The following is a 14,825-nucleotide window of genomic DNA, read 5'->3' on the forward strand; positions in this document are numbered from 1 at the left end:
GAGGTTGTAATCGATGAATAAACAATCTATCACTCAACAATTAGTAGAGAAGAAAGTAGTTGCGGTCATTCGGGGGAAGTCCGGCGAAGAAGCTGGCATCTTGTCAAAAGCAGCAATCGAAGGCGGTATTCGTGTTATCGAACTAACCTATACGACTCCGCAAATTGAAGAAGCATTTAAAGTTCTTCAACATACGGATGCATTAATTGGAGCAGGATCTGTATTAGATGCGGAAACAGCTAGGCATGCTATTTTAAATGGCGCTAAATTCATTGTTAGTCCTTATTTTAATGAAGAAGTGGCAATCCTTTGCAATCGTTATGGTATTCCGTACATGCCAGGCTGTATGACGATTCGGGAAATGGGAATGGCTTTAGAATCAGGATGTGATGTGCTGAAATTATTCCCGGCAAATCATTTTGACCCGTCCTTTATAAAATCTGTAAATGGCCCGCTTCCAAATGTGCGAATCATGCCTACGGGTGGAATCAACTTATCCAATTTAAAAAATTGGCTGGATGCAGGAGCCGTAGCAGTTGGAATCGGCAGTGATTTAAACAAAGCCTATCAAAGCGGCGGCTACGATGCTGTTGTAGAATTAAGCCGAAAATATATCCAAAAAAGTGAAGAAAAAGTGGAGGTGTCGTGATGAATATTACATTTAGATGGTACGGCAGAGAAAATGATACCGTTACGTTAGAACATATTAAGCAAATCCCTGGCGTCAAAGGCATCGTGTGGGCATTGCACCAAAAACCAGCCGGAGATGTATGGGAAAAGAACGAAATTAAAGAAGAAATCGAATATATTCAGTCATTTGGCTTTCATACCGAGGTCGTGGAAAGTGTCAATGTTCATGAATCCATTAAATTAGGCAATGCCGACCGAATGAAGTACATCGAGAATTACAAAGAAACAATTCGAAATCTAGCAGAATTTGGAGTAAAAGTTATTTGTTATAATTTCATGCCAGTGTTTGATTGGACCCGTACAGAAATGTTCCATCCTTTAAAAGATGGATCAACGGCACTATTCTATGAAAAAGCAAAAGTCGATCAAATTGACCCGAAAGAGCTTATCCAAACTGTATCGAGTGCTTCCGATTTAACATTACCTGGCTGGGAACCAGAAAGACTTGAGCGCATTTCAGAACTTTTTGAGGCTTATAAAAGCGTGGACGAAGAAAAGCTATGGGAAAATTTAGCCTTCTTCCTTAACGAAATTTTACCAATAGCGGAGGCTAACGGAATCAAAATGGCGATTCATCCGGATGATCCACCTTGGTCTATTTTTGGATTGCCACGGATTATCACAGGGAAGGCAAGCTATGAAAGACTAATTCAGATCTCTGATTCTCCTGCGAACGGGTTTACTTTATGTACAGGTTCAATGGGTGCCAATCCTGAAAACAATATGGTGGAAATTGCAAAAGAATATGCAAACCGCTCACCATTCGCTCATATTCGCAATGTAAAAATCTATGAAAATGGTGATTTTGAAGAAACCTCCCATTATACACAAGATGGTTCCATTGATGTAAAAGGAGTTGTCGAAGCATTACATAATCATGATTATACCGGCTATGTCAGACCGGACCATGGCCGCCATATTTGGGGAGAGGTTTGCCGCCCAGGTTATGGATTATACGACCGGGCTTTAGGAATTATGTATCTATTAGGATTATGGGATGCATATGAAGCCAAAAAGGTAGGGAGACAATCATGATTCCAGTTCATTCAAACTTAGAAGGCAGAGTGGCAGTTATTATCGGAGGCAGCGGGGTTTTATGTTCCAAAATGGCGAGCGAATTAGCTCGCCATGGAGTCAAAATCGCCATCTTAAATAGAACCGCTGAAAGCGGAAAACTAGTAGTCGATCAAATTACCGAGTCTGGCGGAACAGCTATTTCCGTTGTGGCAGATGTCTTAGACCGAGCTTCTTTAGAAAAAGCAAAAGATAGAATTGTAGAAGAGTTTGGCGGCGTAGATATCCTAATAAATGGTGCTGGCGGAAACCATCCGGATGCGATAACAGGCCCAGAAACCTATGAAGAAGATGCAGAAGGGAAATCCTTCTTTGATTTAGATGAACGTGGATTTTCCACTGTTTTCTCAAGCAACTTTACTGGAACATTTTTAGTAAGCCAAGTTTTTGGAAAATTGTTATTACAAGCAAAAGCACCTGTTATCTTGAACTTTTCTTCTATGAGTTCCTATGCTCCGATGACGAAGGTGCCGGCCTATAGTGCAGCAAAAGCATCCATTAATAATTTCACCATGTGGATGGCAGTGCATTTTGCCGAAGCAGGCTTGCGTGTGAATGCGATTGCTCCAGGGTTCTTCCTAACTAAGCAGAACCGCGATTTGCTGCTTAACGAAGACGGCAGCTACACTCCGCGTTCACAGAAAATCATTACAGGAACACCAATGAAACGATTTGGTCAACCGGAGGATCTGCTTGGAACCATGCTATGGCTTGTCGATGAATCTTATTCAGGGTTTGTAACAGGTGTTACGGTGCCAGTTGATGGAGGTTTCATGGCTTATTCCGGTGTGTAATACATTTTCGTCATGAGGAAAGGTGGTGGTTCGCCTAATACCGGTGATTTTTTTTAGAGAAATTGTAAAGCGGTTCCAATTATAATAGAATAATCTTATTAATGGCTGTTTTCGTAAAGGTTGTTAAAATACAAAAGCTGATTTTAACCTGTTGCTTTTCTTCATTTGTTTTAAATCCTAATTCAGCGGTTTTAACTTGAATAAGGAAGTTTATGAGATTGAAGCAACATGGTTTAAGATAATAGCCTTAATAATACAAGGTGAACCGTTTTATGTATTGGGTTTACAGAAAAGACAGGAATGAACTATACATGATGAAGAAGTTAACCATTGCTGATGTTGCTAAGCATGCAAATGTATCCAAAAGTACGGTTTCGCAATATTTGAACGAACGATATGAATATATGAGTGAAAAAACGCGAAAAAAAATCAAGGATACCATTGAAGAATTAAACTATCAACCTAACATATTAGCAAGAAGCTTAAAGCAGAAATCTACTTTTACGATCGGCGTGGTCGTGGCTAATAATGTCCACACTTTTTCCACAAATATCATTCGCGCAATCGAAGGATATTTTTATCAACAAGGGTTTCATATAATTGTGTGTAATGCGGATGATGAGCCGCAAAAGGAAAAGAATTATATTGAAATGCTGAGGGCAAAGCAAGTAGATGGAATTATCATTTTTCCAACAGGGGATAATCTTGATTTGTATCAGCAAATGATTCGCGATCAGTTTCCGATTGTGTTTATGGATAGGACGATTGCAGAGTTGGATATTACAACGGTGATGCTCGATAATCATCTGGCTGCAAAACTGGCTGTTGATCATTTTGTTGAAAAAGGATATCGGAATATTGCGATAGTGACCACTTCTATTATCCGGAATATTAGTCCGCGTGTGGAACGTATTCAAGGATACAGAGAGGCGCTTGAATCGTATGGATTCCCTGTTAAGGAAGAATATATTAAGACAGCTCCAGCGGAAGAAATTTCAGAGGCATTAACGGAGTTATTTTCGTTAGATACCCCTCCTGAAGCTGTATTAGCTGGGAATGATATTGTCCTAAACGAAGTGTTAAGATTTATCAAAAACCGTAATTTAAAGATTCCTAATGATGTTGCGGTAATTGGGATTGATGAGGTGCCATTTGCTGATTTCTATACTCCAACGATTACCACTGTTAAACAGCCGACTGTAGAAATGGCTCATTTAGCTGCAGAACAGCTTCTTAGTCAGATTAAACAAGAAAGGGTTATCGATACAGGTGTACATCGTTTTAAACCAACATTAATCCCAAGATTTTCCTGTTAAATTAGAATCTTTCGTTTTTTGAAAAACTAAATCGGTTTATTATCCATTTTTCAAAAATATAAACTACTAACATGTTTCTGTTATTAAATGGAAACGCTTTCTGTATTCAGAGAAATATAAAATTTATTCCAGGGGGAGTATGGATGTTTTCTAAAGGAAGAGGAGTTGTAATTCTATTCTTGTTTTTAGCTGGAGTGGTCAATTATTTAGACCGTTCTGCATTATCCGTTGGGGCTCCATTTATTAGACATGATTTAACCTTAACAGATACACAAATGGGAATTATTTTCAGTAGTTTCTCTGTTGGATATGCGATTTTTAACTTTTTGGGAGGGATGGCATCGGATCGATTTGGCGCCAAACTTACCCTATTTGTTGCAATGATTGTTTGGTCGCTTTTCAGCGGAGCTATCGTGCTTGCTGTTGGTTTTGTCAGCATGATTGTCATTCGCGTATTGTTTGGAATGGGCGAAGGTCCGCTTTCAGCAACGATTAATAAAATGGTCAATAACTGGTTTCCGCCGAGTAATCGTGCATCAGTGGTTGGGTTAACGAACAGTGGGACTCCACTCGGCGGTGCGATTTCAGGACCAATCGTTGGTTTTATTGCTATTTCATTTGGATGGAGATATTCCTTTATTGCGATTATGTTAATTGGTCTAATTTGGGCACTGTTCTGGTGGAAGTTTGTAAAGGAAAAACCATCGGATTCGGCTTCTGCAGAATTGGAAATTGCTGCGGCAAAAGAAAGGGATCAATCTGGTAAAAAATACAGTCTGACTTTTTATCTAAAACAAAAAACCGTATTATTTACAGCCTTTGCATTCTTTGCTTACAACTATATTTTATTTTTCTTTTTAACTTGGTTCCCAAGCTATTTGGTAGATGCCCGCGGATTAAGTGTTAAGGATATGAGTGTGGTAACGGTTATTCCGTGGATACTAGGCTTTTTAGGTCTCGCTTTAGGCGGAATTGTATCCGATTTCTTCTACAAGAAATTCATCAAAAAGGGAGTCTTATTCTCCAGAAAGCTCGTCCTTGTTACATGCCTGTTCTTATCAGCAGTTTGTATCGGCTTTGCCGGCGTCGTAACGACAACCGTTGGTGCCGTAACTTTGGTAGCGCTCTCTGTTTTCTTCTTATATTTAACGGGTGCAATCTATTGGGCAATCATCAATGATGTTGTCGATCAAAACAATGTTGGATCTGTTGGCGGTTTCATGCACTTTTTAGCGAATACAGCAGGAATTATTGGGCCAACCCTAACTGGCTACCTTGTTGATAAGTCAGGAACTTTTACTGCTGCATTTATTCTTGCCGGTGCTTTAGCAGTAGTTGCTTCTCTGGCAGTTATTCGATTTGTTCGTCCGATTGTGAAAGAGGCGTAATGGGAGCATGGGGACGGTTCTCCTGTTTCATACAACGTAAGAGTAAATAGAAAAGAAAAGACCAGAGACATCGAAATTCATCATGTGTTTCTGGTCTTTTTATCACTTTTTCGATAGCTTGCTGGAGTCATTTTTAGATATTTTTTAAAAATACGATGAAAATGGGACACGCTTTCGAAGCCGCATTTTTCAGCTATTTGTGACACCGTGTAAGTAGTAGTTAATAAAAGCTCTTTTGCCTTAATGATCCTTTTGGTGTTCAAATATTCGATTAATCCAATTCCTGTTTTTTGTTTAAATATTCTGCTGAAATGGGAGGTGCTCACTAAAGATTTATTGGCAAGCTCTGTTAAGGATAAAGATTCCCCTAAATGTTCATTTATATATGCCAAGATATCGGTTATCCAATCCGAGTTGTATATTCTACTTTTCGCGTTGCTTTTTATGCGAATGCGATATAAATCGAGAATTATTTGGTGGAGTATGATCAATGAAGCATGCTTTGCCCCAAGCTCCTCGTTCGTTATTTCCTGTTGAATCGTTAATAGTTGTTTTTCTATTTTTTGTTGTGCTTCGGATGGCAAAGATATTTGATAGATATTAAACTTCTTCGTTTCCTCAAATAAATGTATATAGGAAAAAAATTCGTCTACTGGATTATTATATAGCAGGGTTGGGCTAAAAAAGATAATGGTTGATGTAACGGGATTATCCTTATCGGGCATTGCTCTGTGAATTGTATTATTTGGAATCAGAAATACATCACCTTGCTGCATTCGATAAAATACATCACCAATAAAGAAAGTTCCTTGGCCGCTATAAACATATACAATTTCATAATAATCGTGCACATGGTTAGACAGTTCCCTTTGTGGGCTCTTTGTATCTTGGAAGACAAAGGAAAAAGGGAACAGCAAGTTTTGATTTGACACTTTTTGAATATTTTTCATCCGTTTATCACCTTGTATTTATTATATCAAAAATGAGCACAATTACAGCAAAATATGCCATTTGTATTTCATTTCTTGATGATAAAATAGAGTTATGAATTGAAAGGGCTTACAGGGAACGAAGGGACGGTTCTCCTGTTCCATGGAAACGGAAGAACCGTCCCTTTCATCATTTAAGGAGGGGCCGATATGAGTAAAATAGTACAATTACATTCCAGTGATGATGTGGTAATTTGCCTACAGGATATGAACAAAGGGGAAATTCTCGAGATTCCAAGTACGGGGAAACAAGTGGAGGTCTCAGAGGATATTCCAAAAGGGCATAAGATTTTAGTAAATCCAGTAAAATCCGGAGAAGATGTATTAAAGTTTGGCTATTCGATAGGAAAAGCCAAAAGAGATTTAACGGTTGGGGAATGGGTTCACACACATAATTTGGAATCAGGGTTAAAGGGGATTTTAGATTATTCCTATCAACCTACTAATCATAAGTTTCCAACGGAAAATGTACAACATACTTTTCGAGGATACCTAAGGGAGAACGGAGAAGCAGGAATCCGAAATGAAATATGGATTATTAATACGGTTGGATGTATTAATAAGACTTGCGAAATCCTGGCTAAAATGGGGAATGAACAATTTAAAGATCGCAACATAGATGGAGTTTATCATTTTCCGCATCCTTATGGCTGTTCCCAATTGGGGGATGACCTTTCTAATACGCAAAAACTATTAGCTTCCTTAGCTCAGCATCCAAATGCTGCTGGTGTTTTAATTGTGGGATTAGGATGTGAAAATAATCAAATTGAAGCATTCAAAAAGGTAATCGGTGATTTTTCTCCGAATCGCATAAAGTTCTTGAGGGCTCAGGATGTTGAGGATGAGCTGGAAATTGGAATGAGCTTAATAGAAGAATTAGTGGAGTATGCGGAACAATTTGCACGTCAGCCTATTCCGGTATCGAAGCTTAAAGTAGGGCTTAAATGCGGCGGTTCAGATGGATTTTCCGGTATAACGGCAAATCCATTAGTGGGAGCTGTGTCCGATCTCATTGTAGGGGAAGGCGGAACAACGATTTTAACAGAGGTTCCGGAAATGTTTGGTGCCGAAACCATTTTGATGAATCGGGCAAAGGATGAAGAAACCTTTCATAAAATCGTACAGTTAATCAATAATTTTAAGGAATATTTTATCCGTCACGAACAAGAAATCTATGAAAATCCATCCCCCGGCAATAAAGCAGGTGGCATTAGCACGCTAGAGGAAAAATCACTTGGCTGTACGCAAAAGGGCGGGCACTCACCAGTGGTAGATGTTAGTCCTTATGGGGAAAGAGTGACAAGGAACGGGTTGAATTTGGTGAATGCCCCTGGAAATGATTTAGTTTCCGTGACAGCCCTTGCGGCGGCTGGTGCCCATATTGTTTTGTTTACAACAGGTAGAGGAACGCCGTTTGGAGGGCCGGTTCCTACAGTGAAAATAGCAACGAACTCAGAATTGGCTAAACGCAAGAAACACTGGATTGACTACAATGCTGGGCAGCTATTGGAAGGACAAACAATGGAAAGCTTAAAAAAAGATTTATATGAATATATTCTTTCACTAGCCTCCGGACAAAAACGCACCAATAACGAACAATTCGGATTTAAAGAGATTAGTATTTTTAAAGATGGAGTAATTCTTTAGGTGGGATTAGGGGGCCAGGTCCCGTGTACCGTCAATTCAACTTATCAAGAAACCTGGAAATTTGAAAAGAACAAAGAATGTACAAAACTTGCAGATAAAAAAAGGAGCGGAATTTTTATGAAAAAAATTGTTTGTGAAAAACCAAAGCAATTTAAAATGGTGGAAGCAGAACCTCCTGTTCCTCAAGAAGGCGAAGCGCTCATTCGGGTTCAGCGTATTGGGATTTGCGGAACGGATATTCACGCATATGGAGGCAATCAGCCATTTTTCACGTACCCACGTGTACTTGGGCATGAATTGTCGGGGATTATTGAATCTATTCCAGATAATGCATCAGGATTAAGGGTTGGCGATCAAGTTTCCATTATTCCATACATGGAGTGTGGGGAATGTATTGCTTGTAAGAACGGAAAACCAAATTGCTGTACGAATATGAAGGTAAAGGGTGTACATATTGATGGCGGAATGAGTGAGTGGATGACTGTTCTTGCTGACCATTTAGTAAAAACGGAAGGGCTGACACTTGATCAATCTGCGATGATTGAACCCTTGAGTATAGGTGCTCACGCAGTAAGAAGGGCAGCTATTCAAAAAGGAGAATACGCACTAGTGATTGGGGCTGGTCCGATTGGTTTAGGTGTCATGGCATTTGCAAAGAACCAGGGGGCAAAAGTAATTGCCATGGATCTGAATGATGAACGACTTGCATTTGCCCGTGAGTGGGCAAATATTGATGAAACAGTCAATGTACTGGAACAACCTTTGGAAAAATTAGCGGAACTGACGAATGGGCAGATGCCAACCGTTGTTTTTGATGCAACAGGAAACGCAAAGTCCATGACAGACGCTTTTAACTATCCTGCTCACGGCGGAAAATTAATTTTTGTCGGTTTAGTAAAAACGGATATTACCTTTCATGACCCTGATTTCCATGCAAAGGAGCTAACTTTGATGGGAAGCCGTAACGCAACTCGTGAGGATTTTCAGTATGTAGTAAATGCACTAAAGGAAGGATTAGTAGATTTAAGGAAATATATTACTCATCGTGCCCATTTCGATCAGATGATAGAGCAGTTTGAGGGATGGTTGAATCCTGAGGCAAAAGTGATCAAAGCGATTGTGGAGCTTTAAGGAGCGTTGATAACCCAACAAATAGGGGATTTTACCAGTGATAAAGATGAATGGAACGGCAGTGCTAAAGTTTAAATAGAAAGGATATTGTAGAATGAACAATATTCACTCGTCATCAAACCTTCTAAATGAACAGACAGAAACCATAAAAAGAAATTATAGGGGACAGGATTATCCAGTAAAGGTTCTGCAAATCGGAGAGGGGAATTTCCTCCGTGGATTCTTTGATTGGATGATACATGAATGTAATAAACAAGGGAATTTCCAAGGCAGTATCGTAGTTACCCAACCACGGCCATCTGGAAAAGGCATGATTGAAAAATTGGCCAATCAAGATTGTCTATATACATTGATGATACGTGGGTTACAGAACGGGGCAAAGATAGAACACAAGGAGATTATTCCTGTTTTTGCAGGAGCACTAAATCCATATGAAGAGTGGAAAGAATTCTTGGCATTAGCATGCAGCCCAACATTAGAATTTATCGTATCCAATACCACGGAAGCGGGACTTTCCTATCAAACATTACCTTGGAAAGATGGGGAACCAATAGAATCATTTCCGGGTAAACTTACTGCTTTTTTATATAGACGTTATGTGCACTTTAATGGGGATCCGAAAAAAGGTCTCATTATGCTTCCGTGTGAGCTTTTGGAAAAAAACGGTGACATTTTGAAGCGATATGTCCTTCAGCACAGTAAAGACTGGGGGTTGCCACTGACCTTTATGGAATGGGTAGAGCGGGATAATCTATTTCTTAATTCTCTTGTTGATAGGATAGTCACGGGTTTTCCTGAAAAGGAGGCGGAATGTTTATTTTCTAAATGGGGATATCGAGATTTATTGCTGAACACTGCTGAACCGTATCATTTTTGGGCAATAGAAGGTAATCCTGAATTAGAGAAGAAGCTTCCATTAAGAAAATCAGGTTTAAACGTGCAATGGGTGAAGGATTTAGCTCCCTATCAAATCAGGAAGGTGCGTATCTTAAATGGTTCTCATACTTTAATGGCTCTTCTTGGAATTTTATCTGGAATGGATACGGTTGGGGAGTGGGTGTCACAATCAGAAAGTAATCAATTTCTGCGTGAAACGGTGGATAATGAGATTATTCCAACTCTAGCATTTGACCGTAAAGAGATAATGGAATATGCAGAAAGTGTGTTTGAGCGTTTTATGAATCCATTTGTTCAACACCGTTTAGCGGATATTTCATTAAATAGCATCTCTAAATTTAAAGTTCGTCTTCTCCCTACCATCGAGTCCTATTATGAAAAGAATCAAAAACTGCCGGATAATTTAATACGTGCATTTGCAGCGCTTATTCGCTTTTATCAAATAGAAAAAATGGAAGATGGTTATATTGGATTTCAATTCAACGGGGATTCATATGTCGTAAAAGATCATGAACAAGTACTTTCTTTTATGTGTGAACGATGGTCTCAATTTAAAAAGAACGAGCTTTCACTTCAGAATTTGATTAAGCAATTTTTGGGAAATGATCTATTTTGGGATAAGGATTTAAATCAAATAGATGGGCTTTCTAGTAGTATATATGAAGAATTAAAAGAAATGATATGAAAATAGGACAGCTCCACTGCTTAATTAACGCAGTGGAATTGTCCTTTTTCTATGTGGGAAAAGGAACTTCAGGAGCAGACATACAAAAAATAGATTGCAAGTTTTGTATCTGTTAATTATAATACAAGATATAACAAATAAAAACGCTTTCAAAGCTATGGAGGTGATATGAATGAAAGTTGCAGGGATGAATATTACGTTTAAGCATTTTCCGTTTTCGTATTTTTTAAACAGTATGGAACAGCTCGGAATAACCAGCATTGAACTATGGGCAGGGGAGCCGCATTTATATGTTTATCGAAATGCATTGGAAAGTATTGGGAGTATCAAAAAAGAAGTGAAATCCAGAAATATGGATATTATTTGCTATACTCCCGAACAATGTGTCTATCCATACAATATTGCTGCCGCGGATTCTCAATGGAGAAAAACGAGCATGGATTATTTTATTGAAAACATGTATGCGGCCTTGGAGTTAGAAACGAATATGATGTTGATCACTTCTGGAATTGGGGATTTTTCTCTGCCGAAGGAGGAATCTTGGAAGTATTCATGTGACTCTATTTATCAATTATCGAAGGTTGCGGAAAGGGAAGGAATGACGCTTGCCTTAGAACCTTTAACGAAATTTGAATCAAATCTAGTCATTGATACGCAAGGGGTAAAAAGAATGATAGAAGAAATACAATCTTCTTCCATAAAGGGAATGATTGATACGGTAGCAATGCAATTAGCTGGTGAAACGCCGGATGATTATTTTTCTATTCTGCCTGAATTAAGCCATTTTCATTTAATGGATGGGGATGGTCATTCAGATGCCCATTTGGGAATGGATGATGGAATTTTACCGTGGCGGGAATATATAAAGAGTCTTCAAAATCATCATTATCAAGGAGCCTTCACCTTAGAAATTATGGGTTCTAGTTATTATCAAGATCCACAACAAGCAGTCCGGAAATCGTACTATAAAATAAAAGAATTGGGAATTGAATAATCTGAATGTGGAGGAACTCTTATGGGGAATAGCACACTTACACGAAAACTCGGTTTTTGGTCCGCATTAGCCATCGCGGTAGGCACTACAGTTGGATCAGGTATTTTCGTTTCATCTGGTGATGTTGCAAAAGCAGCGGGAACTCCGTCCATTTCCATTCTAGCCTGGATCATTGGAGGAATCATTGCAATCCCGCAAGTGATGGTGTTGGCGGAATTATCTACTGCTTACCCTGAAAATGGAAGCGGTTACGTCTATCTGAATAAAGCAGGATGGAGACCCCTTGCCTTTTTATATGGATGGGCTACGTTCTGGGCTCTAGATCCACCCTCTATCTCCATTATGGCATTGGCAATCGTCTCTTATGTAGCAAGCTTTTTTCCATTCTTTACGGGTATTGCAGGAAAGTTGCTGGGGGTCGCAATTATTCTTATCATCACCTCTATTCATTACCGGAGCGTGAAGGAAGGCGGACTTTTCCAAGTCATTATTACAGCTGTTAAAATCATACCTTTCCTTATAGTAATTATTTTGGGGTTCATGTATATGAAGGTGGGAAACTTTTCTTATACTCCTACACATGGAGCAGTAAAAACAAGTTTAATAGGCGGCGTTTCTGCGACTACTTGGGCCTATACAGGAATGGCAGCAATTTGTTTTATGGCAGGTGAATTTAAAAACCCTGGAAAAATTCTTCCGCGTGCGCTTATTAGTTCCGTATTTATTGTAATGGGCTTGTATACCCTTTTAGCAGTTTGTGTAATTGGTCTAATGCCTTTTGATAAATTACTGCATTCTCAAGCAGCAGTATCGGATGCTGTGAAATTTATACCGGGTCTGTCACATATTGCCTCTACTTTTGTAGGGATAACAGCCATCATCGTAATCTTAGGGTCATTAAGCTCGTGTATTATGTTTCAACCGCGGTTAGAGTATGCGATGGCGAAGGATGGCCTATTCTTTAAACGCTTTGCAAAGGTCCATCCTAAATACGAAACACCAAGCTTCTCCATTATTATACAAGTTACATATGCATGTATTCTGGTATTTTCCAGTAGTTTAACAGCATTGCTTGGCTATTTTACCCTTATTCAGCTCGTCATCAATATTTTGGATTTTGTGGCCGTATATAAATGCCGTAAAAGAGATGACTATAACCCAATTTACCGGATGCCGTTTTGGAAAATTACCACCATTTTAGCGATCCTTGGTGCTTCATGGCTTGCGTGGGGAACTTTCACCTGGGCACCTTGGCAAGGAATGCTGGCAGCGTTAATTGTAATTGCCACTGGTCTTCCAGTCTACTTTTACTGGCAAAAGAAATATGGCCGGAATAAGGATGATGATCAATTAATAGCTTAGTAGAGGGACACTTCCCTAGAATTAAAAAATAATTGTATTTGATGTATCAGTTTGTTATAATACAAGACATAACAAATATACTTCCAAGTAAAGTGAAAAACGAATATTAGGACGAGGAATCAGACCCTATGTCCTACAAGGAGGAAGCATCTATGCTAAAATTTGATGAGGAATTATTTCTTAGATTAGTAGAAAAAGAAGGTCTTCAATTTAGAGGGCAAATTGAAGAAATAGTCGATACTATTTCCAAAAAGGGATATAGCAATATATTTATGATCGGTGCCGGTGGAACAATTGCGATGATGTATCCGTATGAATACATATTAAAATCCAATTCTACTATTGATGTTCATGCGGAAATTGCCGCAGAATTCTTGGTGATGAATCATAAACATTTTAGTAAGGATTCTGTGTGTATTTTTGCATCTGTTTCAGGGACTACGAAAGAAACGTTAGAGGCCGCAGAATTCTGTAAGGAAAAAGGAGCTACCACCATTGCGCTAGTGGCAGAACCGGATACACCATTAACTAAAATGGTAGATTATTGCATCACAACCGGTTCCGAAAAGCATTCCTTTGATACGTTCTTCATGCTGTTGTATATGTTTGTCTTCCGTTTCATGTACAACCGTAATGAATTTCCTCAATACGAGCAATTTACGAAGGAAGTTTCGTTGCTGCCAAGAGCCATCTTAAGTGCAGTAAAAGCCTTTGATAAAAAAGCAGAAGAATTTGCGATCAAACATAAAGATACGGACTACCATATGATGGTTGGGTCAGGGAATTTGTGGGGTAACACGTATTCCTATGCAATGTGTATTTTAGAGGAAATGCAATGGATTCATGCCAAATCGATTCATGCTGCGGAATTTTTCCATGGTACGCTTGAAATGGTGGTAGAAGATACAAGCGTGATTTTATTAAAAGGGGAAGATGAAACAAGACCGCTAATGGACCGAGTGGAGAGATTTGCTGAAAAAATCACCAAACAGCTGACCATTATCGATACGAAAGACTTTGCTATGGAAGGCATCAGCGAAGAATTTAGAAAGCACTTTGCCGTTAGCATTAACTGGTCGGTTCTAAGCCGTATTAGTGTGTACCTTGAGAGAGAAAGAAACCATTCATTAGACCTTCGCAGATATTATCGAAAAATGGAATATTAATGGAACGATGAGCACTACTTTGTAGTGCTTCAGATTGTAGACAAAAGGGGTTCGGAATGGTCACATTCCGAACCCCTTTTGATTTTGTTCTTACTTTTTTACCTTTTTGGGTGTATGCTGACCTCTCTCATCCTCATCTACTAGGCCATTTCCGGACCTTTCCATATCCAGTTGGCCATTTTCTTCAAATTCATGGCAGCGAAAGTAAGCATCGCCTGCATCGACAATTTTTTAAGTCCCCTTAACGTTGTCCAACGCATACCATGCTTTTCTTTTGCGTCTGCAAATACACGCTCAATCGTTTCTTTGCGTTTCGCATATATCGTTTTTACCTCTTTGTGATGACGAAGATGATCTGCTTCCTCAAGGTACTCTTGCCAAATATGACGAGTCACTACTTTTTGATGATCCTTACTCTCCGTACATTGCGATAAAAATGGACAATTAGCGCAAATATGCTTAGAAGATTTGTATTCACGATACCCTTCTTTTGTCGTGGTAGAGTAATTCAATATCTCCCCTGATGGGCATATGTAACAATCATAGTATTCATCATATACGTACTCGTGTTTTCGGAAGAAACCTTCTTTTGTACGTGGTCTTGTATAAGGTAAAGCAGGTGTCATTTCGTTTTCGATTAAGTATTTCGTGATGGCCGGTGTTTTATAAGCTGCATCTGCCGCAACGGCATC

The 14,825-nt window shown here is 39.1% G+C and carries 13 protein-coding genes; 11 read left to right on the top strand and 2 right to left on the bottom strand.

All coding sequences use genetic code 11. The features are described from left to right. The first annotated feature begins 13 nt into the window (after positions 1 to 13). The 5 genes from AN964_RS04250 to AN964_RS04270 all read left to right on the top strand — a co-directional run bounded on the left by AN964_RS04250 (position 14) and on the right by AN964_RS04270 (position 5,262). Positions 14 to 649 carry a bifunctional 2-keto-4-hydroxyglutarate aldolase/2-keto-3-deoxy-6-phosphogluconate aldolase gene (locus AN964_RS04250; RefSeq protein WP_055738517.1) on the top strand — a complete coding sequence of 212 codons (636 nt, stop codon included), beginning with the start codon at positions 14 to 16 and terminating at the stop codon, positions 647 to 649. After that, positions 649 to 1,725: a mannonate dehydratase gene (gene uxuA, locus AN964_RS04255; RefSeq protein ID WP_055738518.1), complete on the top strand. Its 1,077-nt coding sequence runs from the start codon at positions 649 to 651 to the stop codon at positions 1,723 to 1,725. The genes AN964_RS04250 and uxuA overlap by 1 nt, the downstream gene beginning before the upstream one ends. Further along, entirely contained in the window at positions 1,722 to 2,558 is an 837-nt protein-coding gene (locus AN964_RS04260) for an SDR family oxidoreductase (RefSeq protein WP_055738519.1), read from the top strand. The genes uxuA and AN964_RS04260 overlap by 4 nt, the downstream gene beginning before the upstream one ends. A 314-nt stretch (positions 2,559 to 2,872) precedes the next feature. Next, positions 2,873 to 3,874, top strand: coding sequence for a LacI family DNA-binding transcriptional regulator (locus tag AN964_RS04265; protein ID WP_055741131.1), 1,002 nt, complete (start codon positions 2,873 to 2,875; stop codon positions 3,872 to 3,874). A 143-nt stretch (positions 3,875 to 4,017) separates the two neighbouring features. Beyond that, on the top strand, positions 4,018 to 5,262 hold the full coding sequence (locus AN964_RS04270) for an MFS transporter (protein WP_055738520.1): 1,245 nt from the start codon (positions 4,018 to 4,020) through the stop codon (positions 5,260 to 5,262). 80 nt (positions 5,263 to 5,342) lie between these two features. Here the strand turns inward: AN964_RS04270 and AN964_RS04275 are convergent, their stop codons facing one another. Then, positions 5,343 to 6,212 carry a helix-turn-helix domain-containing protein gene (locus AN964_RS04275; RefSeq protein ID WP_055738521.1) on the bottom strand — a complete coding sequence of 290 codons (870 nt, stop codon included), beginning with the start codon at positions 6,210 to 6,212 and terminating at the stop codon, positions 5,343 to 5,345. Positions 6,213 to 6,401: 189 nt separating this feature from the next. Here AN964_RS04275 and AN964_RS04280 point away from each other — a divergent pair, with 189 nt between their 5' ends. The 6 genes from AN964_RS04280 to AN964_RS04305 all read left to right on the top strand — a co-directional run bounded on the left by AN964_RS04280 (position 6,402) and on the right by AN964_RS04305 (position 14,133). Next, complete coding sequence (locus AN964_RS04280) at positions 6,402 to 7,898, top strand: UxaA family hydrolase (protein WP_055738522.1); 1,497 nt, start codon at positions 6,402 to 6,404, stop codon at positions 7,896 to 7,898. 117 nt (positions 7,899 to 8,015) lie between these two features. Beyond that, a complete protein-coding gene (locus AN964_RS04285; protein WP_055741132.1) occupies positions 8,016 to 9,029 on the top strand; it encodes a zinc-binding alcohol dehydrogenase family protein in 1,014 nt (337 codons plus the stop codon). A 94-nt stretch (positions 9,030 to 9,123) separates the two neighbouring features. Further along, positions 9,124 to 10,611, top strand: a complete 1,488-nt coding sequence (locus AN964_RS04290; RefSeq protein ID WP_055738523.1) for a tagaturonate reductase — start codon at positions 9,124 to 9,126, stop codon at positions 10,609 to 10,611. 172 nt (positions 10,612 to 10,783) lie between these two features. Continuing rightward, positions 10,784 to 11,605 carry a TIM barrel protein gene (locus AN964_RS04295; protein WP_055738524.1) on the top strand — a complete coding sequence of 274 codons (822 nt, stop codon included), beginning with the start codon at positions 10,784 to 10,786 and terminating at the stop codon, positions 11,603 to 11,605. Positions 11,606 to 11,626: 21 nt separating this feature from the next. Then, positions 11,627 to 12,967, top strand: coding sequence for an amino acid permease (locus AN964_RS04300; protein ID WP_055738525.1), 1,341 nt, complete (start codon positions 11,627 to 11,629; stop codon positions 12,965 to 12,967). Positions 12,968 to 13,119: 152 nt separating this feature from the next. Next, the gene (locus AN964_RS04305) at positions 13,120 to 14,133 is read left to right on the top strand and encodes an SIS domain-containing protein (protein WP_055738526.1); all 1,014 of its coding nucleotides are present in this window, start codon (positions 13,120 to 13,122) and stop codon (positions 14,131 to 14,133) included. A gap of 140 nt (positions 14,134 to 14,273) precedes the next feature. Here the strand turns inward: AN964_RS04305 and AN964_RS04310 are convergent. Continuing rightward, on the bottom strand, positions 14,274 to 14,825 hold a 552-nt coding region (locus AN964_RS04310; RefSeq protein ID WP_152982410.1), incomplete at its 5' end, for a transposase.

This window comes from Heyndrickxia shackletonii, from assembly GCF_001420715.1.
Taxonomy (GTDB): Bacteria; Bacillota; Bacilli; order Bacillales; family Bacillaceae_C; genus Margalitia; species Margalitia shackletonii.

Coding starts and splice junctions, on each gene's coding strand:
- uxuA (WP_055738518.1), top strand. CDS start 649: ATGAATATTACATTTAGATGGTACGGCAGAGAAAATGATACCGTTACG.
- AN964_RS04265 (WP_055741131.1), top strand. CDS start 2,873: ATGAAGAAGTTAACCATTGCTGATGTTGCTAAGCATGCAAATGTATCC.
- AN964_RS04275 (WP_055738521.1), bottom strand. CDS start 6,212: ATGAAAAATATTCAAAAAGTGTCAAATCAAAACTTGCTGTTCCCTTTT.
- AN964_RS04285 (WP_055741132.1), top strand. CDS start 8,016: ATGAAAAAAATTGTTTGTGAAAAACCAAAGCAATTTAAAATGGTGGAA.
- AN964_RS04250 (WP_055738517.1), top strand. CDS start 14: ATGAATAAACAATCTATCACTCAACAATTAGTAGAGAAGAAAGTAGTT.
- AN964_RS04300 (WP_055738525.1), top strand. CDS start 11,627: ATGGGGAATAGCACACTTACACGAAAACTCGGTTTTTGGTCCGCATTA.
- AN964_RS04295 (WP_055738524.1), top strand. CDS start 10,784: ATGAAAGTTGCAGGGATGAATATTACGTTTAAGCATTTTCCGTTTTCG.
- AN964_RS04280 (WP_055738522.1), top strand. CDS start 6,402: ATGAGTAAAATAGTACAATTACATTCCAGTGATGATGTGGTAATTTGC.
- AN964_RS04260 (WP_055738519.1), top strand. CDS start 1,722: ATGATTCCAGTTCATTCAAACTTAGAAGGCAGAGTGGCAGTTATTATC.
- AN964_RS04305 (WP_055738526.1), top strand. CDS start 13,120: ATGCTAAAATTTGATGAGGAATTATTTCTTAGATTAGTAGAAAAAGAA.
- AN964_RS04290 (WP_055738523.1), top strand. CDS start 9,124: ATGAACAATATTCACTCGTCATCAAACCTTCTAAATGAACAGACAGAA.
- AN964_RS04270 (WP_055738520.1), top strand. CDS start 4,018: ATGTTTTCTAAAGGAAGAGGAGTTGTAATTCTATTCTTGTTTTTAGCT.